The sequence below is a fragment of the Lihuaxuella thermophila genome (assembly GCF_900110165.1).
Lineage (GTDB): Bacteria > Bacillota > Bacilli > Thermoactinomycetales > Thermoactinomycetaceae > Lihuaxuella > Lihuaxuella thermophila.
Window position 1 is genome coordinate 106157 of sequence record NZ_FOCQ01000001.1, and the last position, 19043, is coordinate 125199.

Below are 19043 nucleotides of genomic sequence, written 5' to 3' on the forward strand. Positions count from 1 at the left end.
ATTCCCCTTTTTGTTCACATATGTTGTAAGGACATTGGTGGAAGGGGGAATCATATGTCCGGAAACGGTCTGCCCATGCAAAATTTGGCTGATATGATCAATCAAGTGATGGGGAAAAAGGTCCTCACCGAACAACAGTTGGAACAAATCATGCAGGGAGCCCAAAAAGCACTCGGCCAGGGTGGCATGACTGCGGTTTTAGAGTATTTGATGAAAGTAACGCAGGCTGACGTCGAGATGGATGAGCTGGTACAATTTTCCCATCGCGTGAAATCGAATCCCGACCTGGGTATGGATATATTGCAGGGGAAAAAACAAATTTCGCGCAAGAGTAAATAAATAAATGTCATCAAAGGGTTGGCAGTTGCCAGCCCTTTGCACTTATCCCTTTATACTCACTGAAAGTTACATCGCTTCAGAGCAAGTCGGGCAAGATGATCCGCAGCAGCTCCTGCATCAACAAAACGCCCGGCTGGATTTGCGTACATTCAGCCGGGTCTTGTTTATCGGGGCGTAGCGTGTACGCGTCCGGTTGGATGGGGAGCCAGTTTTTTTTGTATTTGCTCTGCCAGGGGGGTTAAATCACCGTCAATGCCTCTTAATAACGGCATGAACAATCCGATCAAGCCGCAAAGGATCTGAATGATGCCGGAGAGAAGCAGCAAGAGAGGAAGACCGAAAGATTCCGAGACCACGCCGCCCAGAAAACCGCCCAGCGGAATCATTCCCTGCCCCAACAGCAGGCGGACAGACATGACACGCCCGCGGTAGTTGTCCGGAACCAGTTGTCCGTATAAGGCGGAGCTGTACGAATTGAAAAACGGGATCGTGAGGCCGAGCAGGAAAAATAAACAAAGCGTGAGGATAAACTCCCTGCTCATGCTCATCAGGACGATGAAGATTCCCATTGCGATAAAGCTGCCCAGCATCAAAACACGTCTCCGCCTGACTTCACCCAGCCAGGAGGTGATCAAAGTCCCTGTGATGATCCCCAGTGAAAAGGCAGGCATCAGCAGCCCGATTTGCACCGCACGGATATTCAGCACTTCTTGCCCCAAGGGGATGATCAGCATGTTCCAGGAAGAAAAGCACAAGTTGCTGACGGCCAGCAGGATCATGATGACAAACAAGGCGGGGACTTGCCGGAAGAATAGAAAGCCGGCCGCCCAATCCCGGGCCAGTTGTTTCCATGAGCAGGCGGACAGTTGCTCCCTTTCGGAGTGTGATGTGGTTTGTTTGGGCAACAGAAAGAGCAGAGCCGCACTCAGTGCATAAGTAACCGCGTTCACGCCAATTCCGGCCGAAGGGTCGGAGACAGAGACCAAGGTGCTTCCGATCACAGGGCCGAGTAAGCGGGCGGTATTGGTGAATCCATCCATCAGGGAGTAGCCGCGGACGAAATGTTGTTTCCCAAGCAGGTTCGGGACGAGAGCCATCCCCGCAGGGATAAACAAGGCGCTGCAGCTGCCCAGTACGACAGCGGCGACAAAAATGTGCCAGACCTCGATCGTGCGGGTGAAAGCAAACAGAGCGAGCGCGAGTAAGGTGAAAAAGCGGAGCGCGTTTAAAGCGGACATCAGCCGCACGCGGTCCACCCGGTCGATCAAAGGGGCGGCAATGAGACGAATGATCACTTCCGGCAAAGAAAAAGCGACCAAGACACTTCCCATCAGCCATTTGGAGCCAGTCATCTGGTACAGCAGCCACTCAATGCTGAACAAGCCGATCATATCGCCCAGTGCGCTGATGGTTTCGGCGCTGAGAAGCAGCCAGAAAGGGCGGTTTTTCACAGAAAGCATCTCTGATCCTCCTTAAATTATCCCATTCCTTTTTTCATGTAATCCTGCAATTGAATTGCTAGTTCCGGGATAAATGAACCGCGCAGCTGATAGCGATCATGACCGCTTTTTTGATAAAGCACGCGAATCATTCCTGCGGCCCTTAAAGCGACAAGATGATGGTGTACGGTGCTCTTGGACAAGCCGATCTCTTGAGCGATTTCTGAGAAACTGCGGGTTTTGTCTCCAAGAAAACGCAAGATCTTCAGGCGATTTGGATCTGACAGTGCGTGCGTCATGCGGGTAAGGGAAGGAGGCGGTTCTTCCTCAGCTGTTGGAAGAGGATCGGCAGAATAACCTATATAGAAGTTTTTTGAGTCATAATCGATGATGTTAAAAGGCCTGCTGTGATATTGCGGGAACAGATAAACCCGATCCACCCCATTTCCCGGTTGAATATATAAACCATTGGTTGCTTTCTCCACCTGCTCTTCAACCGGATACAGGGAAAACCATTTTTGCTTCTCAAGGGCATCCTTCTTCAGTCCTGTGATGATTTGCGAATCGACTTGACGGAAATACTGTTCGTTCCATTCATATAAGATTTGCACCCAGCGATTGCGAAAATAATGGAGCGTTGCTGCGGATGGAAGAGGTTTTTTTTGTACGAGAAGCGAGGTTTGATCTACTAATTCCTCAACGGGAAGTTGCTCGATCCAATGGATCACTCTTATGGGATTCTGTTCATCCATCCATTCTTTGTGGCTGAGGATTCCGTAAAAACCGATCAGGATCGGATGAAAGACATCTTGTTTTTTATCCTGATACAAGTCGGAAATCTGTTGATGCAGCCTGGAGCTGATTGCCTTCTTGACCGATGCGGCCCACCCGGTCCACAATTCATAATGCTTATGGGAAGGTTTCGACATATAGGTGAGCAAACTCAATACACACTCGAGGTAGACATGAAAGATCACCTGGACCGAGTAGTTCACTTAAAAACCCACCCTCTTTTTGTTCGATATTTATAGAACATTTATTAATTATATTATATTGGAATAAAACATACTCAACCACTATTTTTAGAATTTTTTATACAAATAAGCCTCTTGCGGGTTTTGACATCGATCCGCGGCTGGCTGGAAGCCTTGCAAAAAGACTATGTGGAGAAAGACCAAAACAGAGCACACGGAGGGAAAATCTCTGTGGAGAGCGAACCGGGAAATGGAACCTGTTTTACGTTCGTCTTTCCGCTTTCTCAATTGAGTCATACCCATGTCAAAGTTTCGTCATACATTTGGGGTAGACTATCCTGAAGTCAATCAGAAAGAGGTGGAAACTATGGCTTTCTCACTGAAAAAGATTCTGGGTACAGCGGTCGCGATCGGCCTTGTCGGCGGAATCCTGCTGGGAGCGGGTCAGGTGGGATACGCGGACATTCAGTCTACCTTAAAAGATAAGAGATTGGAGAAATTAAGCTCTTTTTTCCATAAGAAAAAGGCTGATGAACACCAATCGATTCGAGTGACGGAAAAAGTGGCGTCTTATCTCGGAATGAAAAAAGAAGATGTCGAAGCGGTGCTGAGGGAGAAAAGCCTCGGGATTCATCAGATCGCCCTCGCCGCCGTCATCGCCAAAAAGAGCAACCAACCACTCTCACAAGTGGCATCAGCGATCAAGCAGAAAAGGAACTGGAAAGAAGTTGTGCAGGCTTACCGCATGGATCCGAAAGAGGTTTGGAAGGAATTGCGCCTTCTTTTTCCTCAGCTGAACACGAAAATGCATTTTCTGAAAAACCACCCCGCTCTCTTGTTTCAAGCTTTAGCCTCCTATCTTGGGCGTGAGCCGGAGGAGATCCGGAAGGCTCTCTATCACTCGCGGGTTCATCCCGAAGGAGCGATGCATGCGGCAGTGTTAGCCAAGGCGAGCGGAAAAAGATTGGAGGAAGTTCTGGCCATCAAGACGGAAAAGAAAACTTGGAAAGAGGTGGCTTCTGCTCTCCGAGTAAGCCCGGATCAAGTCAAGGTAGAGCGCAAAAAACTGCAACAGCTGTTTCGTCAAGAATTGAAAAAATGGAGAGAGCAATTGAAAGAAGATAAGTAAAATCGGATGATTGTATCAGGCCCCCTGTGGATCAGATCCAACAGGGGGCTTATTACCGTACAAATGAAGCTAAACCAACGTAACTCAAGAATTGGCACACTTTATGCTTGATTTGTTTTTCCGCTCCATGGGTAAGACGGCGGATGAACCAAAAAACTTCGCTGCCCCGGAAGGATGAGACAGTGCTTTTCAGCTCTTCCCTGTTTCGTGTGCGGCTTTCTGAACCGGAGCAGATGGACGATTGCGCCGATTCACCAACCAAACGCCTGCAATCATCAAAACCGAGCCGATCATCTGCACAAAAGTAAGCGTTTCGTCCAAAATCAAAGCAGCCAACAATAACCCGGAAACCGGAACGAAGTACATAAATACGGAAGCTCGCGGGGCACCGATATTCCTTACGCCCAAATAATAAAACCAGTTCCCGAGAACCGTCGGAAGCAGAGCCAGGTAGAGCTGGATGAGCCAGAAGTTAACTCCCAAATTCCCCCATTGGATCTCGGTAAGGGACGGGGCAGAGAGGAGGCCAAGAAGGAGAGCGCCCGACAGCGTCGCATAAGCAGTCACCGTCAGAGGGTCCAGCTTCTCCAAGACCCGGTTTCCGTACATGGTATAAACCGCCCAACAGAGAGCGGCCATCCAGAAAAACAGATCGCCAAGGATCCGTTGATGATCGAAGCTTCCCTCTAAACTGATTCCCCAGAAGAAAACGGCAGATCCGAGCAGAGCCAGGAGCAAACCGGTAATCTGCTGTTTTTTCATTTTTTGCTTGAAAAAAACAGCGGCCAGCAAAACGGTGATGACAGGGCTCATCGTTGGAATAATCATACTGCCGTCGGTAGCTCTCGATAAGTTTAATCCCCAAAAAAAGAATAAATTATAAGCGGCGATGCCCACCAGGCCGAGCAATGAAACGCTGAGCCAGGCGCTCTTGGGGATGGTGCGGGCAGGCCTCTCTCTGGTCATCAGTAAGGCAAACATAAAAACGGCACCCAGCCCAAACCGGATAAATGCGGCTGTCACCGGGGGGATGGAAGCAACGGTCCATTTGGAACCGACAAAAGCGCTGCCCCAAAAAGAGGTGGTTGCAATCAACATGAGATACGTGATCCGGAGTGACGCAGAGTTGCCTTGCATGGGGATCCTCCTGACATTGGGTGATCATTCTTGCTTGTTCATGTCGCTTTTCATATGAGCGGCAACGATCTCCATCGCGCGAAGCCAATTTTGGCGCATCCACCTGGCAGCGCTCATTTTGTCGCGTTTTTTGAACGCTTCAATGATGGCCTGGTGTTCTTCGATGGATTCTTGAGCGGGAATCATGGAGACTTCAAAAAAGACAACCTTCAATCGCCGGATGTGTAATTGCAGGATCGAGGTAAAAGAGCGGATATACGTGTTGTCGGCTGCGTCCACAATCGTTTGGTGGAACTGTTCATCCCATTTCATGGCTGCCTGTTTATCTTTTGCCTGCACGGCCTGTGCAAAATGCCTGTTGATCTCTTCCAGATTTTTTAGTGTCTCTCGATCCATTTTCTCTGCGGCAAGTTCAGCCGCTGTCGAATCCAGCGCTGCGAGCGGCGGATAAAGAAGATAGACATCTTCATAACGGATGGGGGTGACTCTCGTTTCTTTTCCGGGTTTCATCTCAATAAAGCCCTGAGTGGCTAATATTTGCAGGGCTTCCCGAACGGGAGTACGGCTCACCCCCAAAGCCCGGGCCAAATCGATGTCTACAATTTTTTCACCGGGCTGCAGGGTGCCTTCTGTAATCCATTCCTGCAGTTGAGATAAAACAAGGCTTTTGGCCGACTTGCGTTGCAGTTTGCAAGATTCGGAAGGGATGGGCATCATGAATCCCTCCTGTATTCAGAAGACTGATTAAGAATATTGTATCATATATGCGATATATTGCATACGAGAATAAATGAAAGCTCAAAGGCTACCCTTTGAGCTTGTGGCGGATGATGGAGATCCGGTTCACTCATCAAATCATTCCCTTGAATCTCCTTATATGTGCAGATGGGAACCCGTTGGCAGACAAGGAGAAAACTTGACTGCTTTACTTTATAAAACTTTCTCGTAAAGATGCCTCACTGCTCACATCCTGCCTAAATTCGCCCGTCTCGTTCGCCCCGCTCTGTCTCTTCTGCCGCAAGGAACGATCTTGCTCATTGATTCGCCTGTATATACCGACAGCGAATAGCAAACAGACAAAAGCGAGATCCAGATAGACAATCGCATGTGTAACCGCATTGGCCAGTCCGTGCATCCCGATCACTCCAACAGCGTAAATGCAATCTCTTTTCCGATAGGATTTCCATTACGCCGTCAGCTCATGTAACAGAAGAAAAAAAACCAGCCTCAGGCTGGTTTTTTACCCGATTAGGAAAGGGAAACAGCCGCCTATTTATGAAACAGATGGTACATATACATTAGTTTGCTTAAAAGCCTTGCAAGGTTGACCAAACTTCCAGTTTGGTTTGTACTTTTTGGATCACTTCATTGGTGAAGTCAGTGGTGGTCGCATTTCCGCCAAGATCGGCTGTGCGTACACCCTCACGGACGGTTTCGATGACGGCTTCATAAATGGCCCGTGAGGCAGCAGTTGCTTTCGGATCGTCAAAATAGGTGAGCAGGGATGCGCCGGCCAGGATCATCGCCATCGGATTGGCCACGTTTTTGCCGAACAGGGAGGGGGCTGTTCCGTGTGGTGCTTCGGCCATGACGACCTGGGTATTAAAATCTTCATCAAAACTCATTAAGATCGATTCTGCACCGGCGATTGAACCGAACAGTTGCAGGACGAGGTCGCTCAGGCAATCGCCGTCCCGGTTGAGGGCGGGAATGACCATCGGATCGCCCGAACTGCTGATCAGCAAGGCGTAAGTGGCATCGATCAATTGCGGTTCATAGCGGACTTCGGGATAGCGCTTGCTGGCCGCGTCCATCTCTTCCTTTAACATTCCCTCATAGATGGGGCTCACGGTGTATTTGGGACCCCCGAAAACTTTGGCATTCATCTTTTTGGCGTGGCGGAAAGCAAACTCGGCTACGGCCCGGCAGGTTTTGCGGTCGATTTTTTCTGTGCGGTAGGCGACTTCATCCAAGCCTTCCCCTTCCCGCCATTCTTTTGCCCCATAAGCATCGCCGACGGCCATGCGGATCACGGAGATGGGCGCGTAGGTTCCCGCGACCGGACGAACTCCGGGGATGCGGCGGCCGGTGCGGATGATCACTTTTCCATCGATCTCTTTGCGTAAAATCGCGTTCGGGCTTCCGATGTCTCCTTTTGCTTCCGGAGTGATGGTTGCTGCCTTTAAACCAAAGCCAGTCCGTTTCATGGCTCGGGCAGCCTCATGAACCACTTGGTTATTTGTCTTTCTGCGATTTTCAAGACTCAAATCATACATTTGAAAATCAATTTCGAAACCAATCACATTGGGATCGAGGACCCGCAAAGCTTCTTCCAGCAATTCCTGCCCTGTCTGGTCCCCTTTCATGACAACGACTGATTTTGTATTGTTCAACCGTCTCACCTCTGTCTAATGTAGCATCCCCGTCTATTATACTCTTCAGTTCGTTCAATAACTAGACGCAGAAGATTTGCATAAATGTGAAGAACTTTGCCTTTCCTTTTAGTCGCATAAATGTTCAGGTACAATGGTATAGAGGGCAGAGGGAGGGTTCCTTTTTGAACAGAAAACGAATCAAAGGGATGGCTTTGAGTCTCATTGCGGGGATTCTTACAACAACCGTGGCATGTTCACCGGAACCGACGCGGACATTTTCGGAAGCCGGGCCGGACTGGGTTGAAACGAAGCTGAATGAAATGAGCCTGGATGAAAAAATCGGGCAGATGTTTCTGGTCGGTTTCAAGGGGGATCTCGGCACGTCGGCCACTTCCGTCAGTGATCATGCGCGAAAGATGATCGAAGATTACCATGTGGGAGGAATCATTCTTTTTGACCGAAATATTCGCGATCCTGAGCAGGTCGGGCAATTGAATAACGATCTGCAAAAACTGGCTCTTTCCTCCTCACCCAACATACCGCTGTTCATTTCGGTCGATCAGGAGGGGGGGAAAGTGGCGCGCATCACCGAAGGGGTAACGGAGTTTCCGGGCAACATGGCATTGGGGGCCACCCGTGACCCCGCCCTGGCCTATGAGGCTGGAAAACGAATGGGGTCAGAGCTGAGAGCCATGGGGATTAATCTGAATCTGGCCCCTTCCCTGGATGTGAATAACAATCCGCAGAATCCGGTCATCGGGGTCCGTTCTTTCAGCGATGATCCCAAGCTGGTTGCCGGGTTGGGGACTTCGATCATGCGGGGGTTTCGTGACGGGAATGTGCTGACGGCCGTTAAACATTTCCCCGGTCACGGCGACACGAAACTGGATTCTCATATTGATTTGCCGCAAGTGCCCCATTCGATGGAACGGCTGGAGAAAATCGAGCTGGTTCCGTTCCGGGCAGCTGTAGAGAACGATCCCGATATGGTGATGACGACTCATATTACCTTTCCGGCGATGGACCCTACTCCGGGTTTGCCTGCCACCTTGTCAAAAAAAGTGTTAACCGATTTATTGCGAAACCGATGGGGATATCAAGGCGTGATTATCACTGACGATATGGAGATGGGAGCGATCGCCGAGCATTTCGGCACGGGCGTCGCCGCAGTAAGGGCGATCCAGGCCGGAGCTGACGTGATTTTGGTCGGCCACTCATTGAACAAACAGGAAAAGGCGATCGAGACGGTGAAACAGGCTGTAGAGAAAGGAATGATATCTGAAGAACGGATCGATGAATCGGTTCGCCGGATTTTGACACTGAAAGCGAAACGGCTTCCTGGCGGGTCCATCATCGCCAATCCTTATGCATCCATACAGGAAATCCCACGTCAGACATCACAACCGGAAACGGCGGCACTCTCTCTTCGCATTGCGGAAAGATCCGTCACTTTGGTCGAAGATAAGCAAAAGCTGTTGCCGCTGAACCCGGCGGAAGTCCCAAACCTGTTGGTGCTGACGGCTGCGAAGCCGAAAACCTTCGGTCAAGTGCTCACGGAGCAAGGCTTTCAGGCAACCGTTGTTCCGATCAGTAAGCTGGAGAAGGAACAGATTCCGGGTCTGGTGAAGAAGGCGGAACAAACGGATGCGGTCATGGTCGGAGCAAGCGGGATCGAACCTGATTCGGCGCAGGCGGAACTGGTTCTCCGACTCAAGGCAACCGGAAAACCGGTGGTGGTTGTGGGGCTGGATACCCCTTATGATATCAATGCTTTGCCCAAAGATACGACATACATAGCCGCTTACGGTTCAACGTACCCCACCCTTCAAGCGGTGGCCAAAGCGATGACGGGTAAAATTCCGTTTGTCGGGCGTTTGCCTGTAACAGTATCTCAAACCTTTCCTTTTGGAGCCGGGATTTTGACACACAGAGTCACAAAGAATAGCCATTGACTGCTTGCCCATTTATTTGATTTGATTGGTTGACGGCGGCTCCGGGGCCGTCGGCCCGTAACGGGTCCAGCGTGGGGAGTTTGCCCCAAAAAACTCAGGGGAAAAGGATAGGACGAAGGAGGAATCAGCTTTGATCATTGAAATCAGTGCAGGGGTCGCTGCCTTTGCGATATGCATACTCACAATTTTCCTGATTCGATCTCTTATTGTGTTTACAAGGATGATGAAATCCGTTCAAGGGACCATGGACGGGCTCAAGAAAAAAGTGGAAGAGGCTGTGGATGAATCGACACGAACCTTAAAAGAAGCGCGTCAGCTCGTGGAAGATCTTCGCATCAAATCGAAGCAGGCCGATGAAATGTTTCAATCCCTGGAAGAAGTAGGGAAAAATATGCAGGAAGTATCTGCGGGCATCATTCGTCATGCGGAACTGCATAAAGACCGGTTGAGCCAGATCATTGCCCTCGTCAGTGCCGGAATTGATTTGGCCAAACAGTGGCGGAGAGACCCTTAGCCGGAGAAACGTCTGTGGATGGAGCACAATAAAAATCCCGGGATGAAGCATCCATGATTGAACATGGAGCGAAGCACCTGTGTACCCGGATCGTGACGGAGGACTTCAGCTCCCTCCTGCGGCGATAGCGAATCCAATCCGGGCCCGAGCCGGTGCGGGCCGGTTGAGCTGCTGAACACAGACGACCGCCCGGATGCAATCACCGGAACGTTGTGGTGTCAGCGTGCAAGTTAACAGAAAAGGGGAGAGATTTGAGTGGGAGATCAAAACAATGGAATTCAATTGAGAGACTTCTTGATCGGGGCCCTGTTCGGGGGACTTGTGGGAGCCGCCGTTGTGCTTTTAACCACCCCGAAAACAGGAAGAGAAATGCGGGAAGACCTGAGCAAAAGCCTGGAAACAGCCAAAGAGAAAAGCGCCGGGGTGGTGGATAAGCTGATCGAAGTCCGCAATCTGCTCGGCAATACCTTGTCTGAGCGGAATCGAACCATTCCGATCCGGAGAGTCACAAAGATAGCATCGAAAGAAACAGCGATGAAGAACCGTTTCCCCGATGTGGAAGCGGAAGAAATTCATTCGGACCGACTGAGAGTCGATTGATAGGGCCCATGACCGGTTTTCGTCACTCTTTTTCATAACAAAAAGGGCGGAAACCGGTTTGTATATCTACGCGAAAAAGAGTATCTTATTAAAGATAAAATAAAAACGGGAGCGTGATGAAAATGGACGCTTTTCAACAACTTACCAACTCAGAGCAACTGCAGGATGTGTTAGAATATTCGAAAGAACGGCCTGTTCTGCTCTTCAAGCACAGCACCACCTGTCCGATCAGCGCCGCAGCGATGGATGAACTGGAAAAATTCAGCAGCTCGGAGGAAGCAAAAGACATCAAGATCGCGGTCGTTTACGTGATTGAACATCGGCCCGTATCCAATGAAATCGCCGAATGTTTCAACATTAAACACGAGTCCCCGCAAGCACTGTTGGTCAAAGGGGATCAGGTGGTCTGGCATGCATCCCATTGGAATATTACCGAAGATTCGCTGAAACAGGCCAAAAAGTTGACAGACTAACCGGAGAGTACTGGAGGTTGACATGGTTTCTAAAGAATTGGGGGAGAAAGCATGGAAATGTGTCGCTGATGAGTTCATGGAGAGGTTGCAGCAGCATCAGCGATACTTGTTTCATGTCGCTTACCGATTGACGGGAAATACCGAAGACGCCAAAGATCTGACGCAGGAAACCCTGTGGCATGCGCACCGGAAATCGAACAAATACGTATATGAGAAGTCCCTCAAAGCCTGGCTCAGGACTTTGATGACCAATCGCTTTCGCGATCAGAAGCGAAAAAAAAGCTTACATATCGTCACTCTGGACGATACCTTTATTCAGTCGGAGCCTCCCCCTGACGCGGTGATGTCAGTCGAAGAACAAGTGGAACAAAAGATTTTGTTAGAGCATATCAAGAAAGAAATCCGGGAGTTGCCTGAAATTTACCGGCGTGTCATTATTTTGCGCCATTATCACGGTTTATCTTATACAGAAATCAGCCAGGAGTTGGACATTCCTGAAGGCACCGTTAAAACTCAGCTGTTCCGGTCCCGCAAGATGTTGAAAGAACGCCTGTCAAGGAAACTTGAAAGGTGAGGGCTGAAGATGCCTTCGTGTAGAGAGATCGACTGGCTTATTCAATTAGATGTAGACGGGGAAATCGGGGTCACGGAGCGGCAAAGTTTGCATGAGCACGTCAAGACATGTGCTTCCTGCCGCATCCAGTGGGAAGAGATGGTCTCTTTGGTGCAAAGTTTGGAAGAGATCGGAAACGAAGAGAGGATGCAAAAGCGGCGGACCCTGCTTTTGCCGGTAAAGTGGGGGGCGGTTTTGGCAGCGGTCACCCTTTTGTTGTTGATTTCTCCTGTCCGCTCGGTTCCGTCCCCCAGCAGCCCTGCGATGGTGCTAACCGCCAAACCAAGCCAGCAGATGTTTGAAATGGTCGTGCTGGCAACCCAGACCGAAGAGCTGCATATTCCCGATGATGAGAATATTCGGGTGATCCGGCCCAGAGATGAGGCCCCGCCCCTGCCCCGCACGGCGTGGATCTATCCCAGTGCCGTTCCCTTTTTACAGAATGAAGACCCGTCCTGGTTGAAAAAAGTGAACCAATTTATTTTTGTGAAAGTCCCGGACATGGATACGTTGAATAAGCTGCTCACCACAGTGGGGATTCCATTGCACCCTGACCAGCTGAGGATTTCCGATCTCCGCTTTCCAACCTCGGTTATTTTGAAGACCGGGCGGCATCCCCGGATCGAAACTTTCCAGTTTCCGGACAACAAACAGGCGGTTTCCCGCTGGTTTCATAAAATAGCGACCCAAGCATCCCTGCCGTAAAATCCGGGGATGACATTTGAACTATTTTTCGTTATAATGAGCGAAATCTTTCTTTTAGTAGAGAAGAGGGGAGATAGACGAGTGAGCGAACATGTATTGGCAGAGCTGCGCAAACAATTGGACGAACTCAATTTACAGCTGCTTACCCTTTTAAATCAACGGGCCAAGCTAGTTCGGGAGATTGGGGAAATCAAGAAGAAGCAGGGCGTGAATAAATTTGACCCTGAGCGCGAGAAAGATATGCTGGACCGAATCGTAAAACACAATGAAGGCCCGTTTGATGACCATACGGTACGCTATCTGTTCAAACAGATTTTTAAAGCATCCTTGGATTTGCAGATTGAGGAGCAGAAGAAAACACTCCTCGTAAGCCGGAAAAAGCAAGCGGAAAATACGGTTGTCGATTTGAAAGGAACCCTGGTCGGAAATGGGACACCCGTGATTGTGGCAGGACCCTGTTCGGTCGAATCTGAAGAGCAGGTGTTTGCCGTTGCCCGTTCGTTAAAAGAGCAAGGGGTCCGCTTGATGCGAGGAGGGGCTTTTAAGCCGAGAACATCCCCTTACGACTTCCAGGGGTTGGGGGAAGAAGGACTCAAGATTTTGCGTCGTGCCGCGGATGAATATGATTTAATCGTGGTCAGCGAGATCGTCAACCCGGGCGATATGGAAATGGCGGAGCAATATGTGGATGTCATCCAAATCGGGGCACGCAATATGCAAAACTTTGAGCTCCTGAAAGCAGCAGGATCTGTCCGTACTCCTGTGTTGCTCAAACGGGGGCTGTCTGCGACCATGGAGGAATTCCTGTTTGCCGCCGAGTATATTGTCTCCCGGGGAAATACCCAAGTGATGCTGTGTGAGCGGGGAATCCGGACATATGAAAAATGGACCCGCAATACATTAGACATATCTGCAGTTCCGATTCTTAAAAATGAAAGCCACTTGCCTGTGTTCGTAGACATTACCCATTCAACGGGACGCAGGGATATCTTGCTGCCGTGTGCCAAAGCAGCTTTGGCCGCAGGCGCGGACGGCATTATGCTGGAAGTGCATCCGAATCCGGCTGTTGCCCTGTCCGATGCCAAACAGCAGATCGACATTCCCTCTTTTGAAACATTTATGAAAGATCTTCGCGCATCAAATCTGATGGGAAACCAAGAGAGGGTTCTGGAAAGAAAATAAATGGATCTTAATCAAATAAATGATTATATGCGAACAGACTTTTATTAAGTCGGGTTCGCTTTTTTTGCTTAAAATTTGTTATGATAGGTTGAGATAAAGAATCGTTTCGGCAACTCGTGCGAAGATCGCCTTCGCCGATGCCGGTGCTTGTTGGGGAGGAAGAAGCGTTGAACGCTAGGGAATGTTTGGAGCTTGCGAACGCGGATTTTGTAAAACCTGATCAGCTTTATGACTTTTTTTCCGCTCAAGTTCCGCGGCTCGTTGTCTTATACCAAAAATCGGAACGGGGAAAAAAGCCGTTTTTGGCTAAGGGAAATAAACCTGGCAGGAAATTTGTCGTCACTTTTACCGACGAAGAGGCGGCAAGAGTTGTGCGAGTCGATCAGCCATGGATGGTGGAGATGGTCGTAGAACCCGCATTGCCTTTTCTGATCAAAGCTTACCGCTCGGATGCGGATGGGATTGTCTTCAACCCCGGATCGCCTTCCCGTTTTTTTCTCGCTAAACCGTATTTGCTTCATTTGCTGCGGGAATACGCGGTAGTGAAGCTGTCCCAACTGCCGGGGGCGTGGGTGCCGACTCTGGAGAACAACCTGTTATTGGTGGAATATCAAAAGGGTTCCTACACGGTAGCCATCTATGCCAGTGAAAAAGACGCGAAATTGATTACACAAAAATCCGGAGGTACCGCGATCCGGCAACCATGGCATGTGATATTGGACCGATGCAGGGAGTTGGGGGCCCCGGCACCTTATCTTCATTACGGGCTGCCTGAACAAACCCCGTTAACCTGGGAACATGCCGAAAAAATAAGAAGGGGCAAGCAAAACGGTTTCATGGAAGAGGAACCGATCGTCCGTCCGTTTATCAAAAAGGCCGAAACAGGCTCCGTTGATCAAGAAGAGCCGGAGCGGAAACAAGAGGTACAGCCGAAGGCGGAAGCTGAAGAGAAAAAGAAAAAGCCGCCAGCTTCGCTGAAAGAGCGCGGCCCTGCTACTATGCCCCAACAGCAGAAAAAAACGTCGGTCACCCCTTATCCCCCCCAACCCGCAGTGGATCCTGACGTGGAAGCCGGGTTGAAAAAACTGGAGAAAGCTACAGTTGAGGGACAGGGAATGGCCAACGGCTGGGAAGTTTGCCGGGCGATGGCGGAACTCAGGAGAATTTGGGTGGTTGTAGACCCAGATGGGAACATGGTCATTTTAGCCGGTCAAGATCAAAGCCCGATTGTCGACTTCTTTACCTCCGCCCGCCATGCCCAGATCCTGATCGACGAAGCCCGCCGGAAGAACCCGAATTTGCCGCCCATGACCCCGCGTTTAATTTCAACCAAGAAGCTGTATAAAGCGTTGGCTCCCCGCCAGCCGATCGTTTGGATCAACCGCGGGTCGCCTGAGGCTTGGACCAGTATCATGGGTGATACGCTTCCCTATGTGCTTCAATTGATGTCCCAACTGGAGCGGGAAAAGACCTGACCTTTGGGCTGGTTCTTTTTTTTGAGATTGGAAAAAATAAGGGCAAATCTTATCGCAAGCGGCCTGGCCATTTTGGCCGTCACCCGCTGAGCCGTTTATTTTCAGCTGTTTATTTGTCCTGTTATAATATACGTATATTGGATACAGACACCAGATAAATGAAATTGGATGTGGGAAAAAAAGATGGTGAAGAAAAAAGAAACGATTACCATTTACGACGTTGCGAGAGAAGCGGGTGTTTCGATGGCTACCGTTTCACGCGTAGTCAACGGAAACCCGAATGTAAAACCTGCAACGCGCAAAAAAGTGTTGGACGTGATCCGTGAGTTGGGTTACCGTCCCAATGCCGTCGCCCGTGGTTTGGCAAGCAAGAAAACCACCACGGTCGGGGTGGTGATCCCGGACATCTCCAATCCCTTTTATGCTGAGCTGGCGCGGGGAATTGAAGATATTGCCACGATGTATCATTACAATATCATTCTGAGCAATTCCGATTTAAGAAAGGAAAAAGAGCTGCAATGCATTGAAACGCTGTTGGAGAAACAGGTGGACGGGCTTCTCTTTTTAGGTGGAGAGATTACAGATGCGCACAGGGAGATTTTCCACGCCGCCAATGTACCGATCGTGTTGGCGGCAACGCGGGATGAAAAGAGAGAGCTGGCATCCGTGACCATCGATCAAATTCAGGCCGCCAAAGAAGCCACATCTGTTCTCATACATGAGGGTCACCAAAAGATTGCCTATATCGGGGGACCGCTGACGGACTCGGTAAATGGCTATCCGCGTTACCTGGGTTACAAAGAAGCGCTGACCGAACATGGAATTCCTTTTGACGAAAAACTGGTCCGCCTCGGTAATTACCGCTATCGCTCCGGCTATGAAGCGATGCAGGAACTTTTGACTGCCGAAGAACCTGTCACCGCGGTTTTTGCGGCCAGCGACGAAATGGCGGCAGGCGGAATCCATGCCGCCCAAGATTTGGGCCGACGGATTCCGGAGGATCTTTCCATCATCGGCTTTGAGAATATTCCTCTGGCGGCCCAGGTACGCCCTCTGCTCAGTACAGTAGGGGTTCCGATGTACGATATCGGGGCAGTGGCGATGCGCCTTCTCACCAAATACATGAATGATGAACATGTGGAGACAGGGCAGGTTACCCTGCAATACAGCATTGAGCTTCGCGACTCGACCCGGCTGAAAGAATGGGAAGAGACGAAATAAGTGAGACAAATGGGATGAGGATGTGGCAGGATATGAGTACGGGCATTGTTGGCATCATCGGGGCCATGGACGCCGAAATCGCGCGTTTTTTAGAAGAGATGCAGCAGGTGGAAACCCGGGAAATTCAGGGGATTCATTACCACAAAGGAGAGCTTTCCGGGGTTCCGGTCGTCGTTTGCAAATCAGGGGTTGGCAAGGTGAATGCCGCGGTTTGCACGCAGCTATTGATCGACCGCTACCGGGTGGAGTCGGTGATCTTTACCGGGGTGGCCGGTGCCCTGCATTCGGATTTGGACATCGGGGATCTGGTGATCTCGACCGAGTGTCAACAACACGACATGGACGCCAGTCCGCTTGGGTTTCCCAAAGGAACGATTCCCTTTCAGGAAACTTCCGTTTTTCCCGCCGATCCCGGTCTGATCGAGTGGGCCAAAAAAGCGGGGGAGAGCATTGAAGGGGTCAAAGTGCTTACGGGTAAAGTGCTTTCGGGGGACCAGTTTATCTCTGATGTGGAAAAAGTGAAGCAGCTGCGTGAAGAGTTTAACGGAGCCTGTGTGGAGATGGAAGGAGCGGCTGTCGCTCATGTCTGTCATTTGAGCGGCGTTCCCTATGTAGTGATTCGTTCGATGTCCGACCGTGCCGACCAAACAGCTCAGGTGAACTTTCTGGAGTTTACGGAGCTGGCCGCGGAACGATCGTGTTTGATGGTCCGGCACTTGTTGCAGCAAAAAGCGAAAGCTTAACCAAAAAGGCACCTGACCGGGGGAAGTCAACTCCTGGAAGGTGCCTTTCTTTCTTGGCAAAGGTTGAATTTGGGATGATTAGCTGCACGATGCCTGAACATAATATGATCAGTGAAAGGGGGGTTCCAATATGCCGGAAAATGTGATGTGTGAAGTGAACAGCTGCACCTATTGGGGGCAGGGGAATCTTTGCAGAGCGGATGAGATCTATGTGGTCAATAAGTATGAAAAGCAGGCGTCGGACAGCGAAGAAACCGATTGTAAAACCTTTAAGCCGAAGCAATAACCGATGGCCGATTGCACCCGGTGCAATCGGCCTTTTTAACAGAAAAATCAAAGCGAAGTACAGGTAATTAAGTAAATTGTCAATCTTTTTATCTATGGTATAATAATTAAAAATGTAATCGCTCACAAAAGGGAGGGCGTAACCATGAATCATGATGAACGCATTGCTGTCCAAACATCGGGCAATAATTTGAAAAACTACGAGGAAACATACCGTTCTTTTGATTGGAGTCAGGTGGAGAAGGAATTTACCTGGTCACAAACGGGAAGAGTTAACGCCGCCTATGAAGCGATTGACCGGCATGCCGAGTCGGGAAAAGGGGACAAAATCGCGCTGATGTACAGCGACCCCAGCCGTGATGAGAAATACACGTTCCAAGAAATGAAAGAAAAGTCAAACCAATTTGGAAACGTTTTGAGAAAGATCGGGGTACATAAGGGAGATCGTGTGTTCATTTTTATGCCTCGCACACCCGAGCTTTATTTTAGTTTTCTGGGAACGATTAAAATCGGGGCCATTGTCGGGCCGCTGTTTGAAGCATTTATGGAAGCGGCCGTCAAAGACCGCCTTGAGAACAGCGAAGCCGTCGCACTGGTCACCACGCCGGCTCTGCTGCCCAGGGTGCCCGTCAATGAGCTGCCCCATTTGAAACACATCATCCTCGTTGGCGCGGAAGGGAAGCTGGACGAAGGATATTACAGCTTTGAAGAAGAGATGAAACAGGCCTCCACCCAACTGGAGATCGAATGGATGGACCGGGAAGATCCGATGCTGATTCATTATACCTCCGGTTCCACCGGTAAACCGAAAGGCGTGCTCCATGTTCACAATGCCATGATCCAGCATTATCAAACCGGGAAATGGGTCCTCGATTTACAAGAAGATGACATCTACTGGTGTACCGCCGACCCCGGTTGGGTAACGGGAACCTCTTACGGCATTTTCGCCCCGTGGCTGAACGGCGTGACCAATGTGATTCGCGGTGGTCGTTTCAGCCCTGACGATTGGTATCAAACCATTGAAAAAAATAAAGTGACGGTATGGTACAGCGCCCCGACCGCTTTCCGCATGCTGATGGGTGCCGGGGAAGAGGTGGTCAAAAAATACGATCTCTCTTCGGTCCGCCACGTCTTGAGCGTGGGAGAGCCGCTAAACCCCGAAGTGGTGCGCTGGGGAATGAAAGTGTACGGCAAGCGGATTCATGATAACTGGTGGATGACCGAAACAGGCGGAATCCTGATCTCCAACTATCCGCAGATGGAGATTAAACCAGGGTCCATGGGTAAACCGTTCCCGGGCATCTATGCAGCCATCATCGATGATGAAGGAAATGAGCTGCCGCCGTATCAAATGGGGAATTTGGCCGTTAAAACCCCGTGGCCGTCGATGATGCGCCAAATCTGGAAAAATCCCGAGAAATATCAGGAGTATTTCCGCATCCCGGGCTGGTATATCTCCGGTGACTCGGCATACAAGGATGAAGACGGATACTTCTGGTTCCAGGGGCGGATCGATGATGTGATCAACACTTCCGGGGAAAGAGTCGGCCCGTTTGAAGTGGAGAGCAAATTGGTCGAGCACCCGGCGGTGGCCGAGGCAGGCGTCATCGGGAAACCGGACCCGGTGCGCGGGCAAATCATCAAAGCGTTTATCGCGCTGCGTTCCGGCTATCAACCGTCAGAGGAATTGAAAGAGGAAATCCGCAATTTCGTCAAAACGGGTCTCGCCGCTCACGCCGCTCCCCGTGAAATAGAGTTTAAAGATAAATTGCCCAAAACGAGAAGCGGAAAAATCATGCGCCGCGTCTTGAAAGCATGGGAACTGGGTCTTCCGACCGGCGATCTGTCCACGATGGAAGACTGACATAAAATAACCCCCCTTCCTGA

Annotated in this window: 21 protein-coding genes; 15 read left to right on the top strand and 6 right to left on the bottom strand. The window is 50.1% G+C overall.

Annotated elements, in window-relative coordinates:
• The first annotated feature begins 54 nt into the window (after window positions 1-54).
• The gene (locus BMW55_RS00625; protein WP_089964437.1) at window positions 55-339 is read left to right on the top strand and encodes a hypothetical protein; all 285 of its coding nucleotides are present in this window, start codon (window positions 55-57) and stop codon (window positions 337-339) included.
• 4 nt (window positions 340-343) lie between these two features.
• On the top strand, window positions 344-517 hold the full coding sequence (locus BMW55_RS19150) for a hypothetical protein (RefSeq protein WP_170839651.1): 174 nt from the start codon (window positions 344-346) through the stop codon (window positions 515-517).
• Here the strand turns inward: BMW55_RS19150 and BMW55_RS00630 are convergent.
• Window positions 504-1799, bottom strand: coding sequence for an MFS transporter (locus tag BMW55_RS00630; protein WP_089964438.1), 1296 nt, complete (start codon window positions 1797-1799; stop codon window positions 504-506). The genes BMW55_RS19150 and BMW55_RS00630 overlap by 14 nt on opposite strands.
• Window positions 1800-1816: 17 nt before the next feature.
• Entirely contained in the window at window positions 1817-2773 is a 957-nt protein-coding gene (locus BMW55_RS00635; RefSeq protein WP_089964439.1) for an ArsR/SmtB family transcription factor, read from the bottom strand.
• Between the two features lie 346 nt (window positions 2774-3119).
• Here BMW55_RS00635 and BMW55_RS00640 point away from each other — a divergent pair, with 346 nt between their 5' ends.
• Window positions 3120-3881 (top strand): hypothetical protein, encoded by a 762-nt coding sequence (locus BMW55_RS00640; protein WP_089964440.1) that lies wholly within the window; start codon window positions 3120-3122, stop codon window positions 3879-3881.
• Window positions 3882-4070: 189 nt separating this feature from the next.
• Here the strand turns inward: BMW55_RS00640 and BMW55_RS00645 are convergent, their stop codons facing one another.
• The 4 genes from BMW55_RS00645 to BMW55_RS00660 form a co-directional block, all read right to left on the bottom strand.
• On the bottom strand, window positions 4071-5018 hold the full coding sequence (locus BMW55_RS00645) for a DMT family transporter (RefSeq protein ID WP_089964441.1): 948 nt from the start codon (window positions 5016-5018) through the stop codon (window positions 4071-4073).
• 24 nt (window positions 5019-5042) lie between these two features.
• Window positions 5043-5735 (bottom strand): GntR family transcriptional regulator, encoded by a 693-nt coding sequence (locus tag BMW55_RS00650; RefSeq protein WP_244527388.1) that lies wholly within the window; start codon window positions 5733-5735, stop codon window positions 5043-5045.
• 208 nt (window positions 5736-5943) lie between these two features.
• Window positions 5944-6153: a hypothetical protein gene (locus BMW55_RS00655; RefSeq protein ID WP_089964443.1), complete on the bottom strand. Its 210-nt coding sequence runs from the start codon at window positions 6151-6153 to the stop codon at window positions 5944-5946.
• Between the two features lie 172 nt (window positions 6154-6325).
• Complete coding sequence (locus BMW55_RS00660) at window positions 6326-7384, bottom strand: isocitrate/isopropylmalate family dehydrogenase (protein ID WP_089964710.1); 1059 nt, start codon at window positions 7382-7384, stop codon at window positions 6326-6328.
• Between the two features lie 191 nt (window positions 7385-7575).
• Between BMW55_RS00660 and nagZ the strand changes: the two genes are divergently transcribed.
• The 12 genes from nagZ (at window position 7576) to acsA (ending at window position 19020) form a co-directional block, all read left to right on the top strand.
• Window positions 7576-9345 (top strand): beta-N-acetylhexosaminidase, encoded by a 1770-nt coding sequence (nagZ, locus tag BMW55_RS00665; protein ID WP_089964444.1) that lies wholly within the window; start codon window positions 7576-7578, stop codon window positions 9343-9345.
• Window positions 9346-9475: 130 nt separating this feature from the next.
• Window positions 9476-9859, top strand: coding sequence for a DUF948 domain-containing protein (locus BMW55_RS00670; protein ID WP_089964445.1), 384 nt, complete (start codon window positions 9476-9478; stop codon window positions 9857-9859).
• A gap of 255 nt (window positions 9860-10114) precedes the next feature.
• Complete coding sequence (locus BMW55_RS00675; RefSeq protein ID WP_089964446.1) at window positions 10115-10459, top strand: YtxH domain-containing protein; 345 nt, start codon at window positions 10115-10117, stop codon at window positions 10457-10459.
• Between the two features lie 122 nt (window positions 10460-10581).
• Window positions 10582-10932: a bacillithiol system redox-active protein YtxJ gene (gene ytxJ, locus BMW55_RS00680; protein WP_089964447.1), complete on the top strand. Its 351-nt coding sequence runs from the start codon at window positions 10582-10584 to the stop codon at window positions 10930-10932.
• A 22-nt stretch (window positions 10933-10954) separates the two neighbouring features.
• Window positions 10955-11506 (top strand): RNA polymerase sigma factor, encoded by a 552-nt coding sequence (locus BMW55_RS00685; protein WP_089964448.1) that lies wholly within the window; start codon window positions 10955-10957, stop codon window positions 11504-11506.
• A 9-nt stretch (window positions 11507-11515) separates the two neighbouring features.
• Window positions 11516-12250: an anti-sigma factor family protein gene (locus BMW55_RS00690; RefSeq protein ID WP_089964449.1), complete on the top strand. Its 735-nt coding sequence runs from the start codon at window positions 11516-11518 to the stop codon at window positions 12248-12250.
• 81 nt (window positions 12251-12331) lie between these two features.
• Window positions 12332-13432, top strand: coding sequence for a bifunctional 3-deoxy-7-phosphoheptulonate synthase/chorismate mutase (locus BMW55_RS00695; RefSeq protein ID WP_342027722.1), 1101 nt, complete (start codon window positions 12332-12334; stop codon window positions 13430-13432).
• Window positions 13433-13599: 167 nt separating this feature from the next.
• A complete protein-coding gene (locus tag BMW55_RS00700) occupies window positions 13600-14907 on the top strand; it encodes an SseB family protein (RefSeq protein ID WP_089964451.1) in 1308 nt (435 codons plus the stop codon).
• A 183-nt stretch (window positions 14908-15090) separates the two neighbouring features.
• Complete coding sequence (gene ccpA / locus BMW55_RS00705; RefSeq protein ID WP_089964712.1) at window positions 15091-16128, top strand: catabolite control protein A; 1038 nt, start codon at window positions 15091-15093, stop codon at window positions 16126-16128.
• A gap of 32 nt (window positions 16129-16160) precedes the next feature.
• A complete protein-coding gene (locus tag BMW55_RS00710) occupies window positions 16161-16871 on the top strand; it encodes a 5'-methylthioadenosine/adenosylhomocysteine nucleosidase (RefSeq protein WP_089964452.1) in 711 nt (236 codons plus the stop codon).
• A 130-nt stretch (window positions 16872-17001) separates the two neighbouring features.
• A complete protein-coding gene (locus tag BMW55_RS00715) occupies window positions 17002-17157 on the top strand; it encodes a DUF1540 domain-containing protein (RefSeq protein ID WP_089964453.1) in 156 nt (51 codons plus the stop codon).
• Window positions 17158-17301: 144 nt separating this feature from the next.
• Complete coding sequence (gene acsA / locus BMW55_RS00720; RefSeq protein WP_089964454.1) at window positions 17302-19020, top strand: acetate--CoA ligase; 1719 nt, start codon at window positions 17302-17304, stop codon at window positions 19018-19020.
• Window positions 19021-19043 lie beyond the last annotated feature (23 nt).